This window comes from Devosia indica, from assembly GCF_003056405.1.
Taxonomy (GTDB): Bacteria; Pseudomonadota; Alphaproteobacteria; order Rhizobiales; family Devosiaceae; genus Devosia; species Devosia indica.
In genome coordinates this window covers 228,550-253,962 of sequence record NZ_PYVZ01000001.1, presented here as the reverse complement: position 1 = coordinate 253,962, position 25,413 = coordinate 228,550, and the positions used below count along the sequence as shown (strand labels likewise).

The window sequence follows — 25,413 nt, the reverse complement described above, 5'->3', positions numbered from 1 at the left end:
GTCCTTCATCGGCCTGGCTTGAGCCAGAACGGGAGGACACAGACATGAGCATGGACACACCGCCCGGCGTTGCCGTCGTTGAAACAGAAATCACCAGGGACCAGGCCGAACGCAGCTATGTCGATTGGCCGGCCATCTTCGCCGGGATCGTGTTGGCCTCGGCCATCTCGCTGGTGCTGATCAGCTTCGGCTCGGCCATTGGCCTCAACTTCATCGACTTCAATGCCCGTGAGGGCGCCCCGGCCATTCTGATCGGCATTGGCGCGGCAAGCTGGTTCCTCTGGGTCCAGATCTCCTCCTTCATGGCCGGCGGCTATCTCACGGGTCGCCTGCGGGCGCGCAATTTCGACGCCACCGAGGACGAAAGCGATATGCGTGACGGCGCTCATGGCCTGCTGGTCTGGGGCGGTGCCATGATCATCGGTGCCATTCTGGCCGTCGGTGGCATTGGCGCAGTGGGCAGTGCCGTGGGCACCACCATTGCCACCGCCACCACGGCCGCTTCCAATGTCTCGGAAGGTGCAGCGGACGGGCTCGACCCCAATGCCTATTTCATCGATACCCTGTTCCGCGCCGATACGCCGGTTGATCCGGGCATGGCCCGCGACGAAGCCGGCCGCATCTTTGCCCAAGCCGCTTTGGGTGACGGCACGGTTGCCGCCGAGGACCGCACCTATCTCGCCAATGTGGTGGCCGCCAATACCGGCCTGCCGCCTGCCGAGGCCGAAGCGCGTGTCGATAGCGTCATCGCCAATGTCGAAGCGGCGCGTGTCGAAGCGGTGGAAGCAGCGCGTGTTGCCCGCAACACGGCCATCCTTGCAGCATTCCTGCTGGCGGCCTCGTCGCTGGTCTCGGCCATCGGCGCCTATTGGGCTGCACAGAAGGGTGGCAATCACCGCGACAACAACACCGTCTTTGCTGACGTCTTCCGTCGGTTCTAGGCGCGCAGGAAAAGGAGACTAGCGATGTTCAAGGGACTTGCCCTCTGGCTGCTCGGTGTGCCGATCTGGCTGATCATCATCATCTTCCTGGTCTTCTGACCGGAAGGCAAAAAAAGCGGGGAGCGATCCCCGCTTTTCTTTTGCGGGTGAGGATGGTGGTCACTTCTTCAGCCCACGGATGAGCGCCTTCATCACCTTGCGATAGTCATTGATCTCGTCTGCAGGCGCCAGCGACGCCCGGTCGAACATGGCGCTGAGCAGATGCGCCAGCGGCAGGGGCGGAAGGTCCTTGATAGCGCCCGCTTCAATGGCTGTACCGACCCCCTCAACCAGCGTGCGCAGGCCATGCCGCGCATCGATCTCATCGACCGCCGCGCGCCCCAGCACGGCCGGCGCGTCCACGATCAGCAGGCGGCGGCGCCCTTCGTCCTGCATGGCGGCCAGGAACCCCTCGCCGCCCCGGATCAGCGCCTTGACCGGGCCGGGCTCGTCTTCGCCGCCCTCGGCCGCCTGGTGGATGGTCAGCGCCAGAACCGCGTGCTCCTCTTCCACCACGGCGGCAAACAGCGCCTGCTTGTCCGCAAAATGATGGTAGAGCGCGCCACGCGTCACCCCGGCTGCCTTGACGATTTCCGGCGTGCTGGTCGCCGCATAGCCCTTTTGCGCAAACAGCGTTCGAGCGGCTGCGACCAGGGCCCGGCGCGTGGCAGTCCGACGATCCTCCTGACGTCTTCTGACATCCATCTTTCATACATCCTGCATCTATCAATCAAACATGCTGCGTGTTTGTTATGATAAAGCCAATTCAGGGAGACGATCAATGTTCAACACGCTTTATCCTCTGCTCCATGTCCGGGATGTGGCCGCGACCAGCCGCTTCTATCAGGAGCATTTCGGCTTCGAGCCGGTCTTTGAGAGCGATTGGTATGTGCAATTGCGTGGTGGTGCCACGGGCAATGAGCTGGCCGTGATCGCCTTTGACCATGAGACCATCCCGCCCCAGGGACGCCATCCCACCGCCAATCTGATCCTCAGCTTCGAGGTGCAAGACGCCGCGGCAGACGCAGGGCGGCTCGAACAGGCCGGTGTTTCCATCGTCCAGCCGCTGCGCGACGAGGTGTTCGGCCAGCGCCATTTCATCGCCGCCGATCCCAATGGCATCCTGCTCGATGTCATCACGCCCATCGACCCCGACCCGGACTGGCTCGCCGCACAGGGCTGACCACCCTTGCGCCGGCGGCCCGATCACCATAGCTCTGGGGTGATCCCTTCCCAGAGCCATTGTCATGACCAAGTCCGTTGCCAATAAGACCCTTGCCGATTTTTCCGCCAATCGCCTCGACGGCACGCCGCAAGACCTCTCCGCATTTGCCGGTCAGGTGGTGCTGATCGTCAATGTGGCCAGCCAATGCGGCTTTACCCCGCAATATGAGGGCCTCGAAGCGCTCTATCAGCAGTTCAAGCATCGGGGCCTGGTCATTCTCGGCTTCCCCTGCAACCAGTTCGGCGCGCAGGAGCCGGGCAGCAGCGAGGAGATCGCGCAATTCTGTGCGCTCAATTTCGGCGTCAGCTTCCCCATGTTCGAGCGTATCGAGGTCAATGGCGACGCCGCCCATCCCCTGTTCGACTGGCTGACCGCCGCCGCCCCGGGCGTCCTGGGCATCGAAGCCATCAAGTGGAACTTCACCAAGTTCCTGCTCGACCGGGACGGCAAGGTGGTTGATCGCTTTGCCCCCACCACTGAACCGGCCGAGATCGCCCCGGCCATCGAGAAGCTGCTGTAACCGATCGGCCACACACCTCATCACATTCCTATCCACGCGGAACGCATCCAGGGCGCCCCCGTTTGTTGGGCAAGGGGCGGAAATGAGCCAGCCTTCCCCAGGCAGCTCCCCTTGAAAGAGGCGGTCCTTGGACCGCCGCACGAAAGGAATGACAAAAATGAAAAAGACCCTTCTGGCCTCCGTGGCCGTGATTTCGCTTGGCCTGTCGCTGCCCGCCATGGCGCAGGATGCCGGTGTTGTCGATGCTGAAGCCGGCGCTACCATCGGCGCAACCGGCGGCGCTGCCGGTGGCGCAACGCTGGGCTTTCTGGCTGGTGGCCCCATCGGCGCGGTGGTCGGCGGCTTTGCCGGCGCGGTGATCGGTGCCGAAGCCGGCATCGAAACCTCCACCATCGAATATGCCGGCACCAACCCGGTTGAGCCGGTAGTGATCGAAGGTTCGCTTGATGTCGGCACCACCGTGCCCGCCGGCGTGACCATCTATCCGGTTGAGGGTGATCCGGATCATGGCTATTTCTATGCCAATGGCCGCGTCTGGATCGTTGACCTCAACACCAACACGCTGGTGCAGTCGCCCGGCTATGTGGTGAACCAGTCGGCCGCCGATTTCGCCATTGCCAACCCGGTCGAGCCGGTCAATGCCGAAGGCGACGTGGTGGTGGGCTATGTCCTGCCCGACACGGCAACCATCACCCCCGTGCCCGAAGACCCCTATTATGGCTATGTCTATGTCGATGGCCGCCCGGCCCTTGTCGACAGCAGCTCGCGCACCATTGTGTGGATCCAGTAAGTCCATCTACCGCAAGTCACTGGCCGCCCGGACATCTGTTCGGGCGGCTTTGCTTTGTCCGGCCAATGCTTTAGATTTCGCCACGACTGACCAACCGGACGGCGGGGTCCGGCAGACATTGGAGGCGGGGCCAATGGCCGATATTCTCGACTATTGCAGTGAACTTGCAGAAATCCGGTTCAAGTCCGGCCAGATCATGCTGCCCGAAGGCGAACGGCTGGGCAAACTGCTGGTGCTCATCGATGGGCAGGTTGAGGTCATCCGCGAGCGCACCCAGGTCACCCATGTCGACGAGCCCGGCTCGATCTTCGGGGAAATGGCGGTCCTGCTCGACATGCCGCACTCCGCCACGGTCAAGGCCCTCTCCGAGGTGCGGGCTTATGAAATTCCCGATGCACTGACCTTTCTCGAGGCCCACCCGGAAATGAGCCTGCATATCGCCACCATGCTGGCGCGGCGGCTCTATTACACCACCTCCTATCTCGTGGACCTGCAACAGCAGGCGGCCGGCAAGCGGCAGGATCTCGATCTGGTCGATCAGATTCTTTCCACCCTGGTCGATCCGGCCGAGGCCGGCAAAAGCGGTAAATGAGCAGCGGCCCGGCCATCACCATTGCCTATTGCACCCAGTGCAACTGGCTGTTGCGGTCCGGCTGGTTGGCCCAGGAACTGCTCTCCACCTTCGGCACCGAGCTTGGCCAGGTCGCGCTTGTTCCTGGCACTGGCGGCATTTTCGAGATCCATCTCGATGGTGAGCTGATCTGGGAGCGCAAGCGCGATGGCGGCTTCCCCGATAGCCGGGTCCTCAAGCAGATGGTGCGCGACCGCATCGATCCGGGCCGCGATCTGGGCCATCTCGATCGGGCGGGTCTGAAAGACTAAGAGGCTTTCCAATTCCTCTCAGTAGGTTAGTCTCTGCCCATCACTGCCAGCTTGGGAGGCCTGCGTCATGGCACATAAGTTCAACATCACTTCTGCCGCCAACGATCAGTTCAAGTTCGACTTTTCCTACAATTCCGAAAAGATCTTCTGGTCGGAGAACTACAAGCAGAAGGCCAGCGCCCAGAACGGTATCGACTCGCTCAAGAAGAACGCGCCCGATGCCATCACGGTCGACCTGTCCAAGGGTGAAGAGGGCTCTGGCTATCGCTTCGAGATCGTTGAATCCAAGGACGGCCAGCATTTCGTGCGCTTCGTCGCCGCCAATGGCGAGACCATGGCCCGCACCGAAACCTACGCCTCCAAGGCCTCGGCCAAGAACGCCATTGAATCGCTCAAGACCAACGGTCCCGGCGCCGAGGTCAACGACCAGGCCTGACGCCCATTCCCAAAGCCGGGCCGCTTGCATTAGTCTCCCGGCGAAACCTGTCCGGGAGATGCCAACACTATGCGTATCACTTCACTTCTGATGGCCGGCGCCGCGCTGGCTGCCTTCGCCCTGCCGGCCGCCGCCCAGGACCTCCCCGATCTTGAGGGCCGGGTCATCCAGGCGGTCACCGAAAACGCCTATTATCCGCTCAACTTCGCCGGTCCTGACGGAGAGGGCATCGGGCTGGAATATGATGTCATCAACGAGGTCGCCAGGCGCCTGAATGCAACGGTCGAATGGGATCTGACGGCCTGGGACGTGATGATCGAAAGCGTGCGCACCGGCCAGTTCGACATCGGTGCCGACGGCATCACCATCACCGCGGAGCGTGAAGAACAGATCGACTTCACCGATCCCTTCATCACCGTCGAGCAATATTTCCTCGTCCGCGCCGATGAAGAGCGCATTACAGGGCCGCAAAGCTTTGCCGAAAACACCGATCTCCTGTTCGGTGCCCAGGCCGGCACCTCGTCGTTCTACACCGCCATCTATGATGTGCTCGATGGCGACGAAGCCAATCCGCGGGTCAAGACCTTCGACAGCTTCGGCGCCGCCGTACAGGCCGTCAAATCGGGCGACGTCGATGCGGTGATCGCCGACCAGGCCGCCTCGGCCGGCTATATCGGCGCCGATCCGGGTTCGTTCAAGCAGGCGGGCGAAGCCATCAAGTCCGACCCCTTCGGCTTCATCCTCACCCCCGGCTCGGACCTGGTCGAACCCGTCAACGCGGCCCTCGCCCAGCTTCGCGACGAAGGCTGGCTCGACGAACGCATCAATTACTGGTTCTTCGAATACGCAGCGGAATAGGACGCGTTACCGACATATCCCCATGCTGGCGGCTCCTCCGCACCCTCAATCCTTCCGCATTGAGGGGAGGGAGGCGCAGGCCTGGGTTCCGTGTTCATCGTCTCCCTCCCCCTTGTGGGGAGGGATCAAGGGTGGGGTTCAGGACCACCCACCGCCTCTGGCGCCAAAAGTCCAGTACACCCCATGACCTACCAGCCCCGCCGCCCCTCCATCCTTTCGCGCATGCCCTGGTGGCTTTTGGCCATCGGCCTGCTTTTCGTGCTGGGCCTGTGGGCCATCACCACCAACGGCACCTATGCTTCGATCTTCCGCACCCTCTCGGGCGGTGTGCTGACAACGCTCTGGGTCACCATCCTGGCCTTTGTCGCCGCCACCGCGCTGGGCCTGCTGATCGCCCTGGCACGCACTTCGGGCAATCGGGTGCTGCGCGAGGTCGCGACATTCTATGTCGAGATCATTCGCGGCATCCCCATTCTGGTGTTTCTGTTCTACGTTGCCTTTGTCGCGGCGCCTGCCATGGTGGCCGGCTTCAACTGGGTCTTCGCCCCGCTGATCGATTGGGGTCTTCTGGCCCCGGCCACGGTACGCGGCTTCGACTTTGTCTGGCGTGCCATCTTCGCGCTGACCGTGTGCTATTCCGCCTTCATCGCCGAAATCTTCCGCGCCGGCATCGAGGCGGTGGGGCGCGGTCAGATCGAGGCGGCCCGCTCATTGGGGTTGAGCCGCTGGCATTGCTTCCGCCATATCATCTTCCCCCAGGCCCTGCGCACTATTCTGCCCCCGCTGGGCAATGATTTCGTCTCCATGGTCAAGGACAGCGCCCTTGTCTCGGCGCTCGGCGTGCAGGACATCACCCAATTGGGCAAGCTCTCGGCCAGTTCGAGCTTCCTGTTCTTCGAGACCTACAATGTCGTCGCCTTTCTCTACCTCACCATGACCATATCGCTTTCCCTGCTGGTGCGCTGGCTGGAAAAGGTGATGGACGGACGGGTGGCGCGATAGCAATTGCTCGGTCATCTTGCGCGGGACATTGCGACCCACCATCTTGATCTGGTCTCACGGAGGACCTCCATGCATTCCATCGCCCGCCTTGCCATCGTCGCCGTCGCGGCCATCTCCCTTGCCGCCTGTGGCAATCGCAACGAAGTGGGCAATGTCGGGGTCGACTGGACTGGCAATGACATTTCGATCGAGGCGCTGGCCGATCCCGATATCGAAGGCGTGGTGTGCCACCTCTCCTTCTTCAATCGCTCCTTCATCGATCGGCTGAGCCAGGGCAACTGGTTCGAGGACCCCTCCTATTCGGCACTCGATTGCTCGGCGGTCGGCCCGATCACGGTGGGCGACATTGCTACCCGCGGCGCCGGCGAAGAGATTTTCCGCGAAGGCCGCTCGCTGATCTGGAAGTCGCTGCGCGTCACCCGCATCTATGATGCGGCCAACAACGCGCTGGTCTATCTGGCTCATGCCCGCCAGATCCAGCAGGGCTCGGGCAAGATGAGCCTGTCGGTGGTGCCGCTCAACGGGCTTGATGTGACCTGGGAAAATGGCGCGCCCACGCCACAGCCGGCGGTCGAGGGTTCGGTCCTGGTGCAATAGCACTCGATACGATTTGAATTAAAACACCATCAAACCCGCCATGACCGCGCAATGAGTCGGTGCCAGCCTTCTCGGGCAGTCGATGTCCCGGGAGGGGTTCATGTCGGGTTTGCTCGCCTATCTGGCCGATAATGCGGCCGATCTGCTGCTCAATGCCACCTTTGGCCTGTCGGTCTACATGATCGCCAGGCTGCTCAAGGCCAGCCCGTCTGCGGCCATAGTCTTCGCCGCCATCCCCTTTGGCGCGATCCTGCTGCTGCAAAATCCGGCCGTGCCGAACCGCCTCATGGCGCTGTTGGGCTGACCAGCCTCATTTCGATCCACAGATCGCAACGGCAACGGCTTGCCTGAATGGGCCTGAACAAGGCAAAACCATTCCGCTTGCCTCCGCTTCAATCGGGGGGCATCAGCACGATATTCTAGCCATCACAACAGACAGCAGACCTGCGACAGCGCGGGCAGAGGAAGACGACCATGGCAATCCTGATTGGCGATACCGCCCCGGACTTCACTCTCGAATCCACCGAGGGCACCATCCACTTCCACGATTTCATCGAAGGATCCTGGGCGGTGCTGTTCAGCCACCCCAAGAACTTCACCCCGGTCTGCACCACCGAACTGGGCTACACCGCCAAGCTCAAGGACGAATTCGCCAAGCGCGGCGTCAAGGTGCTGGGCCTGTCCGTCGACAAGCTCGAAGATCACGCCGGCTGGGCCAAGGACATCGAGGAAACCCAGGGCTCGGCCCTCAACTTCCCGCTCCTGGCCGATACCCAGGGTGAGGTCGCGCGCAAATACGACATGATCCACCCCAATGCCGACAACACGCTGACCGTGCGTTCGCTTTTCGTCATCGGGCCGGACAAGAAGGTCAAGCTCAAGATCGAATATCCCGCCTCAACGGGCCGCAATTTCGATGAGATCCTGCGCGTCATCGATAGCCTGCAACTGACCGCCAAGCATCAGGTCGCCACCCCGGTGAACTGGAAGAATGGCGAAGACGTCATCATCGTCCCGGCTGTCTCCAATGAAGCGGCCAAGGACAAGTTCCCCGGCGGCTGGAAAGAGCTCAAGCCCTATCTCCGCATTGTGCCTCAGCCCCAGGGCTGAGCGCACCACATTCTTCGTTTCTCTCCCTGACCAACTGGGCGATGACTTCCGGCCATCGCCTTTTTCTTTGCCCGAAGTCTACCCCGCCAGCCACATTGATGCCCCATTCTGGCCGGGGCGAGGGGCAATCGGGCCCAAATGCCTGCTATGGCCGCCATCAAATCGGGCCCTGATGTCTGGTTTGCCGGAACCGTTGCCGCATGGACACACCTCGCAATCCGGTTCCCCAATCACCCCGATTTGGGCCGCGACATGACGCGATGCGTGCAAATCCGTGGATTCAGTTTCTAAGGTTTACGCAATCTTGCGCCGCGCCGCCTGCTGCAAGGCTTTGGAAACCTGCGGCAGAGCGGCCACAAACTGGGGCGGGACGTCGCAGGCGGCCCAAACGGCCCAGATTCGGGCGGGCACTGCCTCTATTGAAGCGGCATCGAAAACTTCAGTGAGCCTCCAGACCATTGACTAAGCGTATCGCAATCGCCGCCGTATCGGCCGCAACCCTCCTCGCCTTCTCCGCTTCGGCCGCCTATGCCCAGTGTGGCGGCGCCTCCTGGTATGGCCCGGGCTTTCACGGCAAGACGGCCGCCTCCGGCCAGATCTTCGACCAGAACGCCATGACCGCCGCACATCGCACCTTGCCCTTCGGCACCAAGGTCGAGGTGACCGACCAGTCCACCGGCAAATCCGTGGAAGTCACCATCAACGATCGCGGCCCCTTCGTGGGCAAGCGCATCATCGACCTCTCCAAGGGGGCCGCCGCAGCTCTGGGTTTCCAGAACAAGGGCGTCACCTCTGTCTGCATCGCGCAGCGCTAAGATATTCACCCGTCTTCCGGGATGAAAAGGGCCGCCTTCGGGGCGGCCCTTTTTTGTCTCAGCGCAGGCCCAGCGCCTCGATGGCGGCGACCTGTTCGGTTTCCAGCGGGCCCAGGGTCTCGGCCGCCACCGCCTCATCGAGTTCGGCCCGGTTCTTCACCCCCAGCACCAGCGTATCGACCCCGGCAATGCCCAGTGCATAGCGATGCGCGATCAGCGCCGGCGACGCGCCCCATTGCCGGCACAGCGCGCGGTAAGGTTCGGCGCGGGCAAAGTCACGGCTGGTGGGCGAATTGTCATCGCGGTCCAGCGCGTCGGCCAGCGCCCCGGCCTGCACCGCCCTTACCCCCATCACGCCCACGCCAGCCGCCTGGGCGGCGGCGATCACTTCGCGCGGCCGCGGATCGAGCCCCGTGCCATTCATTTCGCCCGGACTGTCGAGCAGATTGGCAATTGCCTGCACGGCGGCGGGCAGGGGGCCATCGGACAATGCCGCGATGGTGGCCGCCGCGTGGTTGATCCCGGTAATCCCCCAATCGCCAATCAGTCCGTCACGGACCAGTTGCGCAAAGGCCGGTCGCACCGCTTCACGATAAAAGGTCAGCGCGGTCGAGCGCTCATCCTTGGGCGGCTGGCCCGGCGGATACTCGAAATCATCGGGCCGGATTTCCGAATGCAGCAGCATCATGTCGACCCGCTCGAGCCGCATGGCGGCAAGGCTCTGTTCAAGCGATGCCCTGAGCCGCGCATAGGCCTGGTCCGGCGCCACCGTGCCCAGGCCATATTTGGTGGTCACCCGGACGCGGTCTGGCAGTTTGCCTTCAAAGGCCCGCCCGATCATCGCTTCACAGATCTTGTAGCCCGGCGCCGCATCGAGCAGCGTGATCCCGGCATCGACCGCCGCCCGCAAGGTGGCCACGGCCTCGTCCTCGGAGGTCGGCCCCCACACCTGCCCGATCCCGCCGCCGCCCAATGTCAGCCGGCTCACCGCGCCGAAGCGTCCCAATCGCGCGCTCTTCATTGCCAGGCCTCCGTCATCTCTGCATGCACAATTGCATCAATTTCCGCCATCACCGCGGCGGGCAGCGGGCCTTTTTCCAAAGCGCCGAGATTGTCGCGCACCTGGGCTTCGGTCTTGAAGCCGGGAATGGGGAAGGTGTGGGGCGAACGGGCCAGGATCCAGCCCAGCGCGCCCTGCGTCGGCGTGCGGCCGCCGCTGGTCAAAAGGTCACGCAGCGCCTCGATCCGGGCCAGTGCTTCCGGTGTCGGCGTGCCATCCTTGAAATGCTTGACCCATGAATGGCCGGCGCCGCGCACATCGCTGCCCGGCAGGCGGCTCGCGGCCGAGAACTTGCCCGAGAGCAGGCCCATGGCCAGCGGCGAACGATTAAGGCTCGCCAACCCCGCTTCGGCGCAGAGGGCGAGCATGTCCGGCCCGTCATGCAGCACGTTGAGTTCCTGCTGCACCGCCGCGAAATGCGGATAATCCAGCATCCGCCGCGCGGCCTGGGCATTGTCGGTGCTCCAGCCCCAGGCCTTGATCCGCCCGGCCTCGGCCAGTTTCTCCAGCGCCTCGGCGGCCGCGTCGGCCTGATCCTCGGTCAGCTCGCCCGGATGGATCTGGTAGAGATCGATCTGCTCGACCCCCAACCGCTTGAGCGATTGCGCATTGGCCCACTCGATGTAACTGGGGCTCACATCGATCGAGAGCAGGGCGCGGTTGGCCTCGTCATAGGTAAAGCCGAATTTGGTGGCGATGATGGCCTCGTCCCGGCGGCTCTTGAGCGCGGCGCCCAGCACCCGCTCGCTATGGCCGGTGCCATAAGCATCGGCGCTGTCGAACAGATTGGCGCCCAGATCAAGCGCGATCTGCAAGGCGCGGATCGATTGGGCGTCATCCACATCGCCCCAGCCATCATTGCGCCCATCCAGCGTAAAATGCCCGCCAATCGCCCAGCAGCCCAGGCCAATGGCACCGGCCATGCGGCCGGTGCGCCCCAATTGTCGTTGCCACATCATTTGCGGTCTCCCTCAATGTCAATGCGGGCGACCACGTCATCGATCTGGTCGCGCTCAATGCCCAGATCGGCCAATATCCGGCTATCCAGCATGGCGAGCCGGCGGCGGGTATAATTGCGCATATGCCAGGCATAGAGCCGGCGTCTGACGGGTTCGAACATCGTCTCGTCTCCTCGAAATGGCCATGCAGCCACCAGCCGCCAGACCCGGCGAGTCGGCGTTTCATTCCTGGTGCTACAGGCAATTGACTTCGCCTCGTCCTGTGAGGCGGCGAGACAAATATTGCGCAAATGCGGTCCTCTGCGCTACGATTGAAGTCGAAAGGCGCATTGCAGGAATGAAAAATGGATTTCTCCTGGGACGATTTGCGGCTCTTCCTCGATGTCGCCCGGCTCGGTGGCCTCAGCGCCGCCACCAGGACCACGGGCCTCTCCGCCGCCACGCTGGGCCGCCGCGTCACCGCCCTTGAGCATCAGATCGGCGAGCCCTTGTTTGTGCGCAGCCAGACCGGCTACGCCTTGACCCCGGCGGGTGAGGAATTGCTGTTGCGCGCCGAGGAGGTCGAGGCGGCCATGCTCTCGCTCCGGCGCTGGAAGGACGGATCGATCGGCGAACGCGTGGTGCGGGTCTCGGCCGGGCCCTGGACCTCGGCCTTCATCGCCCGCCATATCGGCCAGGTCTGGACTGCGGCGGACCGCTTCGGCGTCGAGCTGGTCACCGCCAGCCACAAGGTCGATATCGGCCGCCGCCACGCCGATATCGGCATTCGCAATCAGCGGCCGACCGAGCAATGGCTGGCCGGGCGGCTGGTCGGCAAGGTGGCCTATGGCCTCTATGCCCGCCCCGAACTGATCAGTGGCGTTGCTGCCGGTTACTTCGTCGGCGTGGCAGGAGACAGCAGCCAGACCCATTCGGCCCGCTGGCTGCATGCCCGCCATGGCGACCGCATCGCCACCCGCGGCAATGACGCCATGAGCGTGCTCGAACTGGTCGCGGCGGGGGCCGGCATGTCAGTCTTTCCCTGCTTTGTCGGCGATGCCGATCCGCGCCTGTCGCGCATGGCCGGCACCATCCCCGAGCTCGAAACCGAGCAATGGCTGGTCTGCCACCATGAAGAGCGCCATACCCCGGCGGTGCGCACCGTCACCGAGCGCATCGCCGCCCTGATGCGCGAGCACGGCTCCCTGTTTCGCGGTGAGCGCATTGCTGGCTAAAGCATTGAGAAAATATCGCGCATTAGCGGTGTGTTAGCAGCTTTGTCTTAGTATTCGCGCCGGACGCAGGAAATATTTGAGAGCGATGCCATGCGCGCATACGCCTATGTTGTCGGACCTGAAAATGGTCCGGGTACGGCCCTTCTCGATCTGGCGCGGGGGCTGGGCTTTGCCGGGGTCAGCCCGTTTTCGACCATGGCCCAGGCCGAACAGCAGACCCAGACCACGCCGATCTGCTTTTTTCTGTTCGCCGCCACCGAACATCTCGAAAGCCTGCGCGGCATCGCGGAGGCGGTGCGCTTCAGCACCACGAGGCGCCTGCGCTTTTCCCCGCTGATCTATTTTTCCGAAAGTCCCTCGGTCGAGGCCATCAGCGGCCGCATCAATATGGGTTTTGACGACGTCATCACCATGCCCTTCACCCGCAAGCGGGTGCTCGAGCGGATCACGCGGCAGGTCGGGCAGAACCTGGTCTACTACGAAACGCCCCGCTATTTTGGTCCCGACCGGCGCGGCCGTCCCGGCATCGAACAGGGGCACGGCAACAGCCGCGGCTCGGGTCAGTTCCGCCGCCTCGAAATCGTCCGCAACCTGGTCAGCGGCATCAATGTGGTACGCGACGATCATTTCGCGCCCGAGCCGGTGTGACCGGAATGCAAACGTTGCAATAAACCACTCCAGCGCTCTTCCCGCCCTATTCTCACCTGCCGGGAAATGGCCTAGCGTGCCGGCCATCGACCTTCCTTGAGCACTTTATCAAAATGCGATTCGGCCTTGTCTTGCCGCCCCAGATCAAGGTCTTCGGGGCCTTCTTCATTTATTCGTTCTGCATGGGCGCCATGTTTCCGCGCCTGCCCGAAATCCAGGAAGCCATGGGCGTGGGCGAAGGCCAGCTTGGCCTTGCACTGATCGGCTCGGCTGTCGGCACGCTGATTTCGCTGACCTTTGCCGGACGCTTCATCGAGGCCCTGGGCTATCGGCGCATTCTGCTCGTCGCCATCCCGCTGCTCTCGGTGCTGTTTGCCGCCGCCGTCTGGGCTGCCAATCCGCTGGCCTTCTTTTTGCTGCTGGTGCCGGTGGGGCTGACCATTGGCTGCATCGAAATCATCATCAATATCGAGGCCGACCGGGTCGAACACGCCATTGGCCGCCGCATCATGAGCCGCGCCCATGCCTTTTGGAGCCTGGGCTTCTTTTCGGCCGGCATCGTAGGGTCCTTCATCGCCCGCACCGGCCTGGCGCCGCAATGGCATCTGATGATCATGATCCCCGTGGTGCTGCTGGCCACGCTCGTCGTGCTGGGCCAGTTCCAGCCCGCCGCGCATCGCACGGGCTCGAGCACCGATGAAACCCCGCGCCTGGCCCGGCCCACCGCCACCATCATGGCGCTGGTGGCTGTCTGTCTCTCCGCCATGCTGATGGAAGGCGCCGGCATCGACTGGTCGGCCATCTATATGCGCAACATCTTTGACGCCACTCCGTTCTGGGCCGGCATCGCCGTTGCCGTGGTGGCCGGCTCCCAGGCCTTTGCCCGCTTCTTTGCCGATGGCTTTGTCGATCGTTTCGGCCCGGTGACCGTGGCACGGGTCCTGCTGACCATTCTGGGCGGCGGCGTGGTGCTGGCCTTTCTGGCCCCCTCGGCTTTCCTCGCCTATTGCGGCTTCGCCATGATCGGCTTCGGCTCGAGCGCCCTGTTCCCGCTGGCCATGTCGGCCGCCGCCCAGCAGACGGACCGCCCCGCCGCCATCAATGTCGCCGCCCTGGCCCAGTTCTCCTTCACTGCCTTCCTGCTCGGCCCGCCGCTTCTGGGCTTCATCGCCGAGCATTTCGGCATCCAATGGACCTTCGGCGTCGGCTTCCCGCTGGTCCTGCTGGGCCTGTTCACCGCCCATGTGCTGGCGCCGCGCCCGGTCATCAAGACGGTGACGCCGTGACCATTGCTCCCCAGCACCGCATCTATGCCTGCTTTTTCTTCTTCGCCGTCGCCACCGGCGCGCTGATGTCCCGCCTGCCCGAACTGCAGACCCATCTCGGTGTCAGTGAGGGGCAGTTGGGCCTGACCATGATCGGCATGGCCATCGGCTCGTTGATCTCCCTGACGGCCGGCGCCCCGCTTGTCGAAAAGCTGGGTTTCCGTACCACCGCGTTTTTCACCACGCTGGGCCCGGCCATTCTGTTTGCCATCATCCCCTGGTTGCCCACCGCGCCGGCAGTTTTTGTGGTTCTGCTCGTGGTCGGCTTGCTGGCCGGTGCGCTCGAGATCAACCTCAATGTGGAAATCGACCGGCTCGAGACGTTGACCGGCAAGCGCTACATGAACCGCGCACATGGCTTCTGGAGTGTCGGCTTCTTCTTCACCGCCCTGTTCGGCGCCGTGATCCGCCAGTCGGGCCTGTCGGCGGGGCTGCATCTGGCGCTCGTCGCAACCATTATCGTGCTGGTCGGCGGCTATCTGATCTACGGCGCCACCAATACGCCCAAAACGGCCCGCAGCCAGACCGAAGCGGCCGGACATCGGTTTGCCTTTCCCAATCTGGGCCTGCTGCCGCTCTGCCTGATCGGCTTTGCCGCTTTTCTGGTGGAAGGGGCCGGCATCGACTGGTCGGCCATCTATATGCGCGATGTCTTTGCCGTCGAACCCATTGTCGGGGGCATGAGCCTGACCCTGTTCGCTTTCTTCATGGCCCTGCTGCGATTGACTGCCGATCCATTTGTGACCCGCTTCGGGCCGCGCAATGTCGCCATGATCATGCTCGGCTCCGCCAGCCTCGGTGCCCTGCTGGTCGGCATCGCGCCGGGGCCCGAACTGGCGCTGGCCGGTTTCGCGCTGATGGGCGCGGGTTGCTCGGCTGTCTATCCATTGGCCGTCTCGGCCGCGGCGCAGCGCACGGATCGACCGGCCGCCGTCAATGTCGCGGCCATCGGCCAGGTCAGCGTGGTGGTGTTTTTCCTGGCCCCGCCCCTTCTCGGCTTCGTGGCCGAGCTGATCAATATCCGCGCCTCTTATCTGGTCTGCCTGCCCTTGCTGCTGGCCGGGCTTTGGGCCTCCAGCTTTGCGCTGGGCTCCAAAAAGGTGGAAACTCCCCTGGGCATGCCGCCCGAACCGCTCGGACCCAATGGCTGATCTGCCACCAATCGTTGACCTGCGCCAATCGGCCACCGCGCTGCGCGTCCAGCGCGGGGTCATGCGCATGCTGCGCGAGCGGCACGACATGGCCTGTTATGCCGAAGTGCCGTTGGCCAATGGCCGCCGCGCCGATGTGCTGGCCGTCGGGCCCAAGGGAGAGATCTGGATCATCGAGATCAAGTCGAGCCTCATCGACTTCCAGGTCGATCGCAAATGGCCTGAATATCGCGAATTTTCCGACCGCTTCTTTTTCGCCAAGCCGCCCGAGCTGGACGGCGAGATATTTCCTCAAACGGAAGGGCTGATCGTCGCCGATGGCCATGATGGCGCCATCCTGCGCGACAGTCCCGACACCCCGCTTGCTCCCGCCCGCCGCAAGGCGCTCATGCTCAAACTCGCCCGCATGGGAGCCGACCGCATTCACGCCCTGATGGACCCCGGGCCAATCGCCTGAGCCTTCCCTTCGGAGCAATTCCAAAGTATTGACGCATAATGCTTTTCACCCATTGGCGCATTGTCGCGCTGTTTTTCACCCATGCCCTGGCCGCCGGCGCCATTCACACCCGCATTCCGGACCTGCAGGAGCTGATCGGGCTCACCGAAGGCCAGCTCGGCCTGGTGCTGATCGGCCAGCCGCTGGGTGCGCTTTCGATGTTTCTGTTTTCCAGCGTCATCGTCGAGCGCTTCGGGCCGCGCCGCATGATCCTCTGGCTGCTGCCAAGCGTGGTCATCACCGCCGCCCTGGCCACGGTACTGCTCAACCCGATTGCCCTGTTCGTGCTGCTCGCGCTCAACGGCGTCGGCTTTTCGCTCACCAATATCGCCATGAATGTCGAGGCCGATCGGGTCGAGGCGGCCACCTCGGCCCGGGTGATGAATACCTGTCATGGCGCCTGGAGCGTCGGCTTCCTGCTCACCTCCCTGCTTGGCGCCGCGCTGCGCGGCCTGCATGTCACGCCGGCCATTCATCTCTGGGCGCTGGTGCCGCTGCTGATCGGGTTGATCTGGTTCGTCGTTCTGCCCATGCCCGACATGCCGCCCCGTCCTCACGCCGGCGGCGCGGTGAAAAAGCTGGCCTGGCCAAGCTGGGCCACCATGGGGCTGGTGGCCTTCGGCCTGGGTGCCGGGCTGACCGAAGGGGCCTCGCGCGCCTGGTCGATCATCTATCTGCGCGACAGCTTCAATGTCGCCCCCTTTGTGCAGTCATTGGCCCTTCCCGCCCTGCTCTTTGCCATGGCAGGGGGGCGCCTGGTCGCCGATCGCGTCATTGATCGTTTCGGCCCGGTGCGGGTGGCGCGCAGTCTGTCCGCTCTGGCCGTGCTGGGCATGCTGGCCATTGTCCTGGCCCCCAATGCCTATGCGGCACTGGCCGGCTTCCTGGCCGTGGGCATCGGCATCTGCGTGCTCTTTCCGCTCACACTGTCCGCGGCCGCGCGGCTGGGGGATCGTCCGGCCAGTCAGAACGTGGCGGCAACCACATTGATCTTCCAGCTGGTCAATCTGGGCGCCCCGGTCCTGATCGGCAGCGTGGCCGAAGGCTTCGGCGTGCGCATGGCCTTTGCCATGCTCATCCCGCTGCTCGTGCTGACCTTTGCCATGGCCGGGCGGCTACGCCCTAAAGATTGAACACCCGGCCGGGCTTGAACTGGCCGAATTCCACATGGCCGGTGGCCAGCACCTTGCCCTTGAAGCTCACCCAGCACTCGTCCATCGACACCGGGGCATTGGCCCCGGTCAACAGCACCGGATTGCCATGCCCCACCGCCTTGGCCTGGCCGGCATCAAGCCGGATTTCCGCGATATACTCAAGGCCGGCCGAAACCGGCAGCAGCAGGCCATCGCGCGCATCCCCGGCTTCGGCGGCCTCGAGTTCTTCAATGCTCACCGCGTCCTCATCGGTGAACGGACCGACCGCGGCGCGGTGCAGCTTGGTCACATGCCCCACCGTGCCCAGCGCCTCGGCAATATCGCGCGCCAGCGCCCGCACATAGGTACCCTTGCCACAGGTCACCTCCAGCACGGTTTCCTCGGGCCCATGCGAAACCAGTTCGATCGCGTCGATATCGATCGGCCGTTCGGCCAGTTCCACTTTTTCGCCGGCCCGGGCCAGATCATAGGCACGCTCGCCATCCACCTTGATCGCCGAAAAGGCCGGCGGCCGCTGCAGAATAGTGCCAATAAAGCGCGGCAGCACCGCCTCGAGCGCGGCCTGTTCGGGTCGCACATCGGAGGTGGCGATCACCTCGCCCTCGGTATCGTCAGTGCTGGTGGCTTTGCCCCAGCCGATGGTAAAACGATAAATCTTGATCCCATCCTGCACCTGCGGCACCGCCTTGGTGGCTTCGCCCAGGGCGATGGGCAAGATGCCGGTGGCCAGCGGGTCGAGCGTGCCGGCATGGCCCGCCTTGGCGGCGTTCAGCAGCCAGCGCACCTTGCCCACCGCCTGGGTGGAGGTGAAGTCATATGGCTTGTTGAGCACGACCCATCCGGAGATGGCGCGCTTCTTGGACTTTGGCTGGTTCAAACTCAGTCTTCTTGGCTGTCGTCGCTATCGTCGTCGAGGTCGCGCTTGACCCGGTCCGAGCGCAGCAGCGCATCGATCCGGCCGGCTTCCTCGAAGGTATCGTCCACGAAGAAACGGATTTCCGGGGCATATTTGAGGTCGATCTGCGGCGCCACCCGGCCACGGATGAACTTGCGGTGCCGGTTGAGCGCCGCCACGATCTCCTCGGCATGCGTGCCGCCCAGCGGCATCACATAGGCATTGGCGATCTTGAGGTCCGGCGTCATGCGCACTTCGGGCACGGTCACCACCGCGCCGGCAAGGGCCTCGTCCTCGATGTCGCCGCGGGCAAACAGCCCGGCCAGGGCATGGCGCACCAGTTCCCCGACGCGCAGCATGCGCTGGCTCGGGCCAGCGGGTTTGTGGTCTTTTTTCATGGGCAAGCGGCTTAGGCTCTCCCAGGGGCGCCGTCAATCCAGAAGCGTCAGCGAGACTTCGGACTTGAACTGGGCCATGCGCGCTTCCACCGTCTCGGCGGGCACCGGCCAGCTTGCCGGCGCGCTGGCATCGAACGCTTCGCCACGCCATTCCTGAAACACCAGGCCCAGCCCCGCCTCGGATTTGTAGAACCCCATCACCATCACTTCGCCCTGGCCGGCAAAATCGGTGAAGGCATCGAGATAGGCGCCGCACACATAGCCCAGCGGCGGCAGCGCATCCTCTGCATCGGGCTCGAGCTGGAACAGCGCCACCGTGTCCGGATCGCACGATTGCGCATAGATATTGACCACCCGCGACCGGAACTCGGCGAGATCCATGTCGGTGTCAGTGCTGATACGGGCGCCATAGAGGCTGGTCCAGAAGGCCTCGCCCTCGCCACGTTTATAGATCGTGAGTTGAGCCTGTCCGCCATCTTCGAAAAACCGGGTCGAAACCCGCTCGGAAATGGCCGCCAGATCAGCGTCCGACCCCACCCAGTCCGGCGGCGGCAGGGTCAGGCGCTGCCCCAGCACATCGAGCACCAGGCGTCCCTCGTCCTGCGTGAAGGGCAGCGCACTCTGCGCCAGCACCGGGGCAGGAAGCATCATCAGGCCAGCCGCCAGAATTGCCGCTTTATTGGTCCAAGGCACGGGCCACTCCTGACACCCGGAAAAACGCACGTCGCCCGGACGCGCCCCACGCCCCCGACAATGTGACGATTAGGGGGCAGGGCGCCGCCACGCAAGCGGGTGGCTGGGTCGCGGCCCAGTTGGTCGGCCGATTGGGGAAATGCTGCAACACTTAAGCGCGCGCGGCGCGGGGCAGGGGGCCGTCGGGCAGCAGCCGGTGCGGCGGCTGGTGCCCGTCCATGAAGGTGCGGATATTGACAATCACCGCTTCCCCCATCTCCACCCGCGCTTCCAGCGTGGCCGACGCCATATGGGCGGTCAGCACCACCCGGTTGGTCTCGGCCAGCGCCAAGAGGCGCGGATTGATGTCGGGGCGGTTCTCGAACACATCGAGCGCCGCGCCAGCCAGGTGCCCGCTCTCCAGCCGCTCGATCAGAGCGGTCTCGTCAAGCAGTTCGGGGCGGCTGACATTGATCAGATGAGCGCCCGGCTTCATCCGGTCGAGCCGGTCCGCAGACAGGATATGATGCGTGTCGCGGGTCAGTGGAGTATGCAGCGAGACGATATCCACTTCGGCCAGCATGGCGTCCAGATCGTCCCAATAGCGCGCCTCGAGCGGTTGTTCGATGGCCGGCGGACGGCGATTGCGCGAGTAGTAATGGATATTGAGGCCAAAGGCCCGGGCGCGGCTCGCCACTGCCGTCCCGATCCGGCCCATGCCCACAATGCCAAGCGCCTTGCCGCGCAGCCGGTGTCCCAGCATCGAGGTGGGCGACCATCCCGCCCAGGCCCGGTCGCGCAACAGCATCTGCGTGCCCTCCACCAGCCGGCGCGGCAGCGCCAGCATCAGCGCCGTGGCCATGTCGGCGGTGTCCTCGGTCAACACCGAAGGCGTGTTGGTCACGGTCAGCCCGGCGGCCCAGGCCGCGTCGAGGTCGATATTGTCAACCCCATTGCCGAACTGGGCAATCAGCCGCACGCTGGGCGGCAGCCGGCCGATCAGCCCCGCATCGATATGGTCGGTAATGGTCGAGACCAGCACATCCTTGCCCGCGAGTCCGGCCAGGATGTCGTCTCCGCTCAGGGCCAGATCGGCGTCATTGACATCGGTTTCGAACAGGGTCGCCATGCGCGCTTCAATGCTTGCGGGCAGCCGTCTGGTCACCAGGATCTTGGGTTTGCTCGATGTCATGCGCACCAATGAGGGGCCGGTTGGTCACCGGCGCAAGTGTCGCCTTCAGCGACCATTAAGGATATCGCGCTAGTGATAGGGCAAATCAAACCCGTCTGCAAAGTGATGTTGTTCTTGCCAGCTCTGCCGGCCCGCCTGCGCACTGTATTCGCCATTCTCGTGGCCCTGTGCGCCGCTGCCATCGCCACGCCTGCCACGCAGGCGCAGGACAATCCCAGCGGCCTGCCGCTGCCCCGTTTCGTCACGACCCGCTCGCACCCGATCAATGTCCGTGTCGGCCCCGGCACGCGCTATGAAATCGCCTGGAACTACACCGTCTCCGGCGTTCCGGTGGAGATTATCCAGGAATTTGATACCTGGCGTAAGATCCGCGATGTCGAAGGCGACGAGGGCTGGGTGCATCAGAGCCTGCTGTCCGGCAATCGCGCCGGCTACGCCACGCCTCTGCTGGCCAATGGCGAGGTGCAGATGCATACCGGCCAATCCGCCGATGCAGCGGTGCGGGCCCGTCTCGCACCCGGCGTCCGGGTCTCGATCAGCGAATGCGATGGCACCTGGTGCAATGTTTCGGCCGGCCAACCGGGCGAGCGTCAGGCCTATTCGGGCTGGGTGCAGCAGGCCGAGCTCTGGGGTGTCTATGCCGACGAGACGTTCGACTGAGCCTGAACCTCAAGCTCAGCCATGATATTGGTACGCTCGCGATTGCGCCGCTCATCATCACTCAGCCTGGGGCAGGAGGCGCAGTAGCGCTCGGGAAAGGCCAGATAGTCGAGGCAACAGCCCTTGCGCGCCATGATGGCAACCTGCTGCCCATTGGGCAGGTCGAGCGTTTCCAGCCCGCCCTGTCCCTCCAGCCCCATCGCCGAGAGCCACAGATCGCAATAGCGATACTGCTCTGCCATGCTGATCTCGGGCCGGAAGTGTTTCAGCCGCACCATCAGCCCCAGCATCCGGTCGGCCAATAGGCGCAGCGCCGGGGTCTGCTTGAGCTTGGTCACCGCATTGATTTCGGCCAGCACGCGATCGCCCATGGCGCGCAGATCGCGCCCCGCCCTGGCGATCAATTCTTCCGTGCTGCCCTCCATCTGCGGTCCCGGGGCCAGGCGATAGCCATTGACGCCAAGGTTTTGCCGCGCCTGCGCCAGCGTCGTCACTGCCGGCAGCGCGCCATGCAGATGCACCGCAATGACCGAAAGGTAAGCCGGCTGCCACATCAGATTGGTCCACAGCCGCACCGCGTGAAACGGTTGCCCGGCTTCCGGATAGCTCACTGCCAGCCGTTCATACAGCTCCTCCAGGAACGCCCTGTTGTCCTGGCCCGGACTGTGCCACCCCGGCAAGGGCCCGCCCGGCGCCCCCTTGAGAAAGCCCGTCGCCGACCCCGCCAGGGCGATGAACCGCGTCAACGCAACATCGTCTGCAGTCTGGGCGAAAAGGTAATTGCGGCTGGTCAAGTGCGGCATCCTGAAATCGGTTCTCTCCTAGCCGGTTCATTCGGACAAGGAAAGTCACCTACTCGACCCGCAATTCTACCAATACCGCGCTTTACCGCTCCCTGTGTCGGTCCGGTCCATGCTGTCGCCAACCCGCTCATTCGCCTTGGGAGGCATGAATGCGAAGGCCCGGCGCAAGTCTGCTCAATGATCGGCGCGGCACGGCCGCCATCGAATTCGCCATACTCACGCCCGTATTCCTGCTGCTGCTCACCGGCATGCTGGCCTATGGCATCTATTTCGGCGCCGCCCATTCCGTTCAGCAATTGGCCGCCGATGCAGCGCGCACCGCCATTGCCGGCCTCAACCAGGCCGAGCGCAACAGCCTGGTTGCCACCTATCTGGCGCAGAATGCGGGCGATTATCCGCTGCTCAATCCGGCCCGCCTCACCCACACCATCGGCGACAGTCCTGCCGACCCGGCGCAATATGTCGTGCGCCTGAGCTATGATGCGACCGATCTGCCGATCTGGAATCTCTATCCACCCCTGCCGCTGCCGGGCAAGACCATTGCCCATGGCGCGACCATCCGGCGGGGTGGCTTGTGAGCGGGTCCCGGTTCCGCCGTGATGAGCGTGGCAATATGGCCGTGCTCTTCGCCTTCGGTTTTGCTGTTTCCGCCATGGTGTCGGCCTTGGCGGTGGATGCGGCCGCGCTCTATCACGAGCGTCGCGTCCTGCAGGCCGCAGTCGATCTGGCGGCCATCTCGGCGGCGGCCGATCCCTCCCGCGCCACCGAGATCGCCCAATCCGTGCTGGCGGAGGCGCAGCTCCTTGCCCCCGCCAGCACGGATGGGCTGACTGTCCTTGCCGGTCGCTATGACCCGACCGAACCGGACATTGCCGACCGCTTCAGGCCCGGACAGGCCCCGCACAATGCCGTTTCGGTCACCCTCAACCGGCCCGGCAGGCTTTATTTCGCTGCCAGCTTTGCCGCCGTGCCGACCCTCCAGGCATCGGGCATTGCGGCGGTAACCCCCGAGGTGTCCTTCTCGGTCGGCTCGCGCCTGGCCAGCCTCAATGGTGGCTTGGCCAATGCCATTCTGTCGGGCCTGCTCGGCACCACACTGTCCCTGTCGGTGCTCGACTACACCGCGCTCGCCGCGGCCCAGATCGATGCACTGGGATTTCTCGACGCCCTGGCCACCCAATTGGGCGTGACCGCCGGCAGTTACGACGATCTGCTCACCACTAAGGCCGGGGCAGGGGATATTGCCGCCGCGCTGGCATCGCTCACCAACGGCACTGCACAATCCGCCTTGATGCTGCTCGCCACCGCCGGCACCGGCGCCGATGTGGAGCTGGGCAAGCTGATCGACCTGGGCCGGCTGGGAGGGCTGGAGCTTGGCAGCGCCGGGGCAGCCGACCTGTCCCTGTCCGCGCTCGAACTGCTTTCGGCCGCCGCCGTGCTCAGCGATGGCGACAGCCAGGTCTCGCTCAATCTCGGGGCTGCGGTGCCGGGGCTGGTGTCGCTGCAACTTGATCTGGCCATTGGCGAGCCTCCGCAGGGCGGCGGCTGGTTTGCCCTTGGGCCCCTGGGCACCATCATCCGCACCGCGCAGACCCGCTTGCGCCTCAGGGCCGGATTGCTGGGCGGACCGGCCCTGCTCGGCGCCGGCGTCAAGCTCCCGCTCTGGCTCGATCTGGCCCCCGCCGAGGCGCGCGCCGAAGCGGCCACCTGTCCCACCATCGGCGCGCCACATGGCAGCGCCACCATCGCCACGCGCCCCGGCGTGCTGCGCTTGAGCATCGGGGAGATGAGCGATGCGAGCCTTGCCGATTTCGGCGTGCCCCCTTCGGCCGCCCCGGTGCGCCTGATCGATATCCTGCTGCTGCGCGTCACCGGCGCGGCCATGGTCGAGCTGGCCCAGACCAGCCCGGTCCGGCTCGAATTTTCCTCAGCCGACATCGCCGCGGGCACCATGCGGACGGCGCGCACCGAAACGCTGGTGGCGTCCCTTGCGGATGCGCTGCTCGCCCGCCTCGACCTCACGGTCAATGTGCTGGGCCTTGGTCTCTCGCCGCCCCATCTCATCGCCCAGGCGGTGCGCAGCCTGCTCGTGCCGCTGGCGCCCCTGCTCGACAACACGATCAACGCCACGCTCTCCGCCCTGGGGCTGGGTCTGGGCGAGGCCGATGTGCGCGTCTATGGCGTGCGCTGCGATCGCTCTGTGCTGGTGGGGTAGCATTGCCTGAGGACCCGCGCAGAAGAAAAATCACACAATTTCGCGGCCCCCACTTCCCGACTCCGCCCTGCCCGGTCTAGGCTGATGCACGTACATCCGGAGCGCTTTCGGCATGGTTGAATGGCCAGAATGCGCGACAAATCAACAATGGGAAGCAGGCGCGGCGTTTCCTTGAAACGCTGACTTGCTTTGGGAGGAATGCGCAGATGAGCGCCAGGCGCCTGGGTATCGGCTTTATCGGTACCGGCAATATTTCTTCGGCCTATTTGAAGGCCATTCTGGGCAAGGACGGTTTGCCGGGCTTCGGCGTGCTCGACGTCAAGGCGCTCTCGGACATGCGGCCCGAAGCCGCCCAGGCCCGCGCCGATGAATTCGGCCTCAAGGCGATGAGCGTCGAAGACATGCTCGCCGATCCCGGCATTGATCTGGTGGTCAACCTGACCATTCCGCGGGCCCATGTCGAAGTCGGCCTCAAATGCCTGGCCGCTGGCAAGCATGTCTATTCCGAAAAGCCGCTCGGCATCACCTTCGCCGAAGGCCGGAAGCTGCTCGACGCCGCCAATGCGGCGGGCCTCCGCATCGGCTCGGCACCCGATACGTTCCTCGGCGGCGCCCATCAGCAGGCCCGCGCCGTGGTCGATAGCGGCGTACTGGGGCAATTGGTTGGCGGCACCGCCTTCATGCAGAGCCCCGGCCACGAAAGCTGGCATCCCGACCCGGCCTTCTACTATGACCTGGGCGGTGGCCCCATGCTCGACATGGGCCCCTATTACATCACCGACCTGGTCAATCTGCTTGGGCCCGTGGCAAAGGTCTCGGCCATGTCCTCGCGCCTGCGGACCGAACGCACCATCACCTCCGAGCCCAAAAAGGGCCAGACCATGCCGGTGCATATCGACACCCATGTCACCGGCGCGCTCGGCTTTGCCAATGGCGCCATCGTACAGATCGCCATGAGCTTCGATGTCGCCGCCCACAAGCACGTCCCGCTCGAGCTCTATGGCACCGAGCAGACCCTGATCGTGCCCGATCCGAACCACTTCGGTGGCACGGTGGAGCTGCGCAGGCGCGGTCGCGACGAGGACTGGGCCGAAGTCAAGCTTGAGGCCCCCTTTGCGGACGGCAATTACCGCTCGCTCGGGGTCGCCGACATGGCCGCCGCCATTCTTGACAACCGGCCGCACCGCGCCAATGGCGATCTGGCCCTGCATGTGCTCGAGGTGATGGAAGCCTTCGAGATCGCCGCGCGCGACGGCCGCACTGTCGATATCAAGACACCCGTCGAACGGCCCGCCCCGCTTGCCGAAAGCCTCAAGGACGGAGCCCTATAGGCGCCGCGCCAGCAGGCACCCGACC

General features: G+C 64.3%; 32 protein-coding genes. 23 read left to right on the top strand and 9 right to left on the bottom strand.

Annotated features, from left to right (window positions below):
- Positions 1-44 precede the first annotated feature (44 nt).
- On the top strand, positions 45-941 hold the full coding sequence (locus DDE76_RS01240) for a hypothetical protein (protein WP_157955612.1): 897 nt from the start codon (positions 45-47) through the stop codon (positions 939-941).
- 159 nt (positions 942-1,100) lie between these two features.
- On the opposite strand, the gene DDE76_RS01235 is transcribed toward DDE76_RS01240, so the two are convergent.
- Positions 1,101-1,685, bottom strand: a complete 585-nt coding sequence (locus tag DDE76_RS01235) for a TetR/AcrR family transcriptional regulator (protein WP_104892424.1) — start codon at positions 1,683-1,685, stop codon at positions 1,101-1,103.
- Between the two features lie 76 nt (positions 1,686-1,761).
- On the opposite strand from DDE76_RS01235, the gene DDE76_RS01230 reads away from it, so the two are divergent.
- From DDE76_RS01230 to DDE76_RS01175, 12 genes are all read left to right on the top strand, one after another.
- Positions 1,762-2,163 carry a VOC family protein gene (locus tag DDE76_RS01230; RefSeq protein ID WP_104892423.1) on the top strand — a complete coding sequence of 134 codons (402 nt, stop codon included), beginning with the start codon at positions 1,762-1,764 and terminating at the stop codon, positions 2,161-2,163.
- Between the two features lie 64 nt (positions 2,164-2,227).
- Complete coding sequence (locus tag DDE76_RS01225) at positions 2,228-2,725, top strand: glutathione peroxidase (protein WP_104892422.1); 498 nt, start codon at positions 2,228-2,230, stop codon at positions 2,723-2,725.
- A 157-nt stretch (positions 2,726-2,882) separates the two neighbouring features.
- Positions 2,883-3,515 (top strand): DUF1236 domain-containing protein, encoded by a 633-nt coding sequence (locus DDE76_RS01220; protein ID WP_158672386.1) that lies wholly within the window; start codon positions 2,883-2,885, stop codon positions 3,513-3,515.
- Positions 3,516-3,648: 133 nt separating this feature from the next.
- Complete coding sequence (locus DDE76_RS01215) at positions 3,649-4,107, top strand: Crp/Fnr family transcriptional regulator (RefSeq protein ID WP_157955611.1); 459 nt, start codon at positions 3,649-3,651, stop codon at positions 4,105-4,107.
- A complete protein-coding gene (locus DDE76_RS01210; protein ID WP_104892419.1) occupies positions 4,104-4,397 on the top strand; it encodes an Rdx family protein in 294 nt (97 codons plus the stop codon). Before DDE76_RS01215 ends, DDE76_RS01210 begins: the two co-directional genes overlap by 4 nt.
- A 67-nt stretch (positions 4,398-4,464) precedes the next feature.
- Complete coding sequence (locus DDE76_RS20115; protein WP_104892418.1) at positions 4,465-4,833, top strand: YegP family protein; 369 nt, start codon at positions 4,465-4,467, stop codon at positions 4,831-4,833.
- Positions 4,834-4,902: 69 nt separating this feature from the next.
- Positions 4,903-5,691 (top strand): substrate-binding periplasmic protein, encoded by a 789-nt coding sequence (locus DDE76_RS01200; protein ID WP_104892417.1) that lies wholly within the window; start codon positions 4,903-4,905, stop codon positions 5,689-5,691.
- Between the two features lie 183 nt (positions 5,692-5,874).
- Positions 5,875-6,693 (top strand): amino acid ABC transporter permease, encoded by an 819-nt coding sequence (locus DDE76_RS01195; protein ID WP_104892416.1) that lies wholly within the window; start codon positions 5,875-5,877, stop codon positions 6,691-6,693.
- A gap of 69 nt (positions 6,694-6,762) precedes the next feature.
- On the top strand, positions 6,763-7,290 hold the full coding sequence (locus tag DDE76_RS01190; protein ID WP_104892415.1) for a CreA family protein: 528 nt from the start codon (positions 6,763-6,765) through the stop codon (positions 7,288-7,290).
- A 100-nt stretch (positions 7,291-7,390) separates the two neighbouring features.
- Complete coding sequence (locus DDE76_RS01185) at positions 7,391-7,594, top strand: hypothetical protein (protein ID WP_157955610.1); 204 nt, start codon at positions 7,391-7,393, stop codon at positions 7,592-7,594.
- Positions 7,595-7,764: 170 nt separating this feature from the next.
- Positions 7,765-8,400, top strand: coding sequence for a peroxiredoxin (locus DDE76_RS01180; protein ID WP_104892413.1), 636 nt, complete (start codon positions 7,765-7,767; stop codon positions 8,398-8,400).
- A 458-nt stretch (positions 8,401-8,858) separates the two neighbouring features.
- Positions 8,859-9,215, top strand: coding sequence for a septal ring lytic transglycosylase RlpA family protein (locus DDE76_RS01175; protein WP_104892412.1), 357 nt, complete (start codon positions 8,859-8,861; stop codon positions 9,213-9,215).
- A 58-nt stretch (positions 9,216-9,273) separates the two neighbouring features.
- Here the strand turns inward: DDE76_RS01175 and DDE76_RS01170 are convergent, their stop codons facing one another.
- From DDE76_RS01170 to DDE76_RS01160, 3 genes are read right to left on the bottom strand one after another with little or no spacing between them, the layout of a single operon-like run.
- Positions 9,274-10,236, bottom strand: coding sequence for an aldo/keto reductase (locus DDE76_RS01170; RefSeq protein WP_104892411.1), 963 nt, complete (start codon positions 10,234-10,236; stop codon positions 9,274-9,276).
- A complete protein-coding gene (locus DDE76_RS01165) occupies positions 10,233-11,234 on the bottom strand; it encodes an aldo/keto reductase (RefSeq protein WP_104892410.1) in 1,002 nt (333 codons plus the stop codon). The genes DDE76_RS01170 and DDE76_RS01165 overlap by 4 nt, the downstream gene beginning before the upstream one ends.
- Positions 11,231-11,395, bottom strand: a complete 165-nt coding sequence (locus DDE76_RS01160; protein ID WP_104892409.1) for a DUF1127 domain-containing protein — start codon at positions 11,393-11,395, stop codon at positions 11,231-11,233. The genes DDE76_RS01165 and DDE76_RS01160 overlap by 4 nt, the downstream gene beginning before the upstream one ends.
- 183 nt (positions 11,396-11,578) lie before the next feature.
- Between DDE76_RS01160 and DDE76_RS01155 the strand changes: the two genes are divergently transcribed.
- The 6 genes from DDE76_RS01155 to DDE76_RS01130 all read left to right on the top strand — a co-directional run bounded on the left by DDE76_RS01155 (position 11,579) and on the right by DDE76_RS01130 (position 17,201).
- Positions 11,579-12,448 carry a LysR family transcriptional regulator gene (locus DDE76_RS01155; RefSeq protein ID WP_104892408.1) on the top strand — a complete coding sequence of 290 codons (870 nt, stop codon included), beginning with the start codon at positions 11,579-11,581 and terminating at the stop codon, positions 12,446-12,448.
- A gap of 90 nt (positions 12,449-12,538) precedes the next feature.
- Positions 12,539-13,096 (top strand): hypothetical protein, encoded by a 558-nt coding sequence (locus tag DDE76_RS01150; RefSeq protein WP_104892407.1) that lies wholly within the window; start codon positions 12,539-12,541, stop codon positions 13,094-13,096.
- 113 nt (positions 13,097-13,209) lie between these two features.
- A complete protein-coding gene (locus tag DDE76_RS01145) occupies positions 13,210-14,382 on the top strand; it encodes an MFS transporter (RefSeq protein WP_104892406.1) in 1,173 nt (390 codons plus the stop codon).
- The gene (locus DDE76_RS01140) at positions 14,379-15,572 is read left to right on the top strand and encodes an MFS transporter (RefSeq protein ID WP_104892405.1); all 1,194 of its coding nucleotides are present in this window, start codon (positions 14,379-14,381) and stop codon (positions 15,570-15,572) included. The genes DDE76_RS01145 and DDE76_RS01140 overlap by 4 nt, the downstream gene beginning before the upstream one ends.
- Positions 15,565-16,029, top strand: coding sequence for an MmcB family DNA repair protein (locus DDE76_RS01135; protein ID WP_104892404.1), 465 nt, complete (start codon positions 15,565-15,567; stop codon positions 16,027-16,029). The genes DDE76_RS01140 and DDE76_RS01135 overlap by 8 nt, the downstream gene beginning before the upstream one ends.
- A 38-nt stretch (positions 16,030-16,067) precedes the next feature.
- The gene (locus DDE76_RS01130; protein ID WP_104892403.1) at positions 16,068-17,201 is read left to right on the top strand and encodes an MFS transporter; all 1,134 of its coding nucleotides are present in this window, start codon (positions 16,068-16,070) and stop codon (positions 17,199-17,201) included.
- Here DDE76_RS01130 and truB read toward each other — a convergent pair.
- From truB to DDE76_RS01110, 4 genes are all read right to left on the bottom strand, one after another.
- Positions 17,191-18,105 (bottom strand): tRNA pseudouridine(55) synthase TruB, encoded by a 915-nt coding sequence (truB, locus tag DDE76_RS01125; protein ID WP_425430612.1) that lies wholly within the window; start codon positions 18,103-18,105, stop codon positions 17,191-17,193. The two genes, DDE76_RS01130 and truB, sit on opposite strands and share 11 nt — an antisense overlap.
- Complete coding sequence (gene rbfA, locus DDE76_RS01120; RefSeq protein WP_104892401.1) at positions 18,102-18,515, bottom strand: 30S ribosome-binding factor RbfA; 414 nt, start codon at positions 18,513-18,515, stop codon at positions 18,102-18,104. Before rbfA ends, truB begins: the two co-directional genes overlap by 4 nt.
- A gap of 33 nt (positions 18,516-18,548) precedes the next feature.
- Positions 18,549-19,208 carry a hypothetical protein gene (locus DDE76_RS01115; protein WP_157955609.1) on the bottom strand — a complete coding sequence of 220 codons (660 nt, stop codon included), beginning with the start codon at positions 19,206-19,208 and terminating at the stop codon, positions 18,549-18,551.
- A gap of 151 nt (positions 19,209-19,359) precedes the next feature.
- Positions 19,360-20,379, bottom strand: coding sequence for a 2-hydroxyacid dehydrogenase (locus tag DDE76_RS01110; protein ID WP_104892399.1), 1,020 nt, complete (start codon positions 20,377-20,379; stop codon positions 19,360-19,362).
- Positions 20,380-20,493: 114 nt separating this feature from the next.
- On the opposite strand from DDE76_RS01110, the gene DDE76_RS01105 reads away from it, so the two are divergent.
- On the top strand, positions 20,494-21,039 hold the full coding sequence (locus DDE76_RS01105) for an SH3 domain-containing protein (RefSeq protein ID WP_158672385.1): 546 nt from the start codon (positions 20,494-20,496) through the stop codon (positions 21,037-21,039).
- Here the strand turns inward: DDE76_RS01105 and DDE76_RS01100 are convergent.
- On the bottom strand, positions 21,015-21,833 hold the full coding sequence (locus DDE76_RS01100; protein ID WP_157955608.1) for a siderophore ferric iron reductase: 819 nt from the start codon (positions 21,831-21,833) through the stop codon (positions 21,015-21,017). The genes DDE76_RS01105 and DDE76_RS01100 overlap by 25 nt on opposite strands.
- Positions 21,834-21,991: 158 nt before the next feature.
- On the opposite strand from DDE76_RS01100, the gene DDE76_RS01095 reads away from it, so the two are divergent.
- The 3 genes from DDE76_RS01095 (at position 21,992) to DDE76_RS01085 (ending at position 25,388) form a co-directional block, all read left to right on the top strand.
- Positions 21,992-22,420 (top strand): TadE/TadG family type IV pilus assembly protein, encoded by a 429-nt coding sequence (locus DDE76_RS01095; protein WP_104892396.1) that lies wholly within the window; start codon positions 21,992-21,994, stop codon positions 22,418-22,420.
- 35 nt (positions 22,421-22,455) lie between these two features.
- On the top strand, positions 22,456-24,057 hold the full coding sequence (locus tag DDE76_RS01090; RefSeq protein ID WP_157955607.1) for a TadG family pilus assembly protein: 1,602 nt from the start codon (positions 22,456-22,458) through the stop codon (positions 24,055-24,057).
- Between the two features lie 206 nt (positions 24,058-24,263).
- Entirely contained in the window at positions 24,264-25,388 is a 1,125-nt protein-coding gene (locus DDE76_RS01085) for a Gfo/Idh/MocA family protein (protein ID WP_104894800.1), read from the top strand.
- The last annotated feature ends 25 nt before the right edge of the window (positions 25,389-25,413 follow it).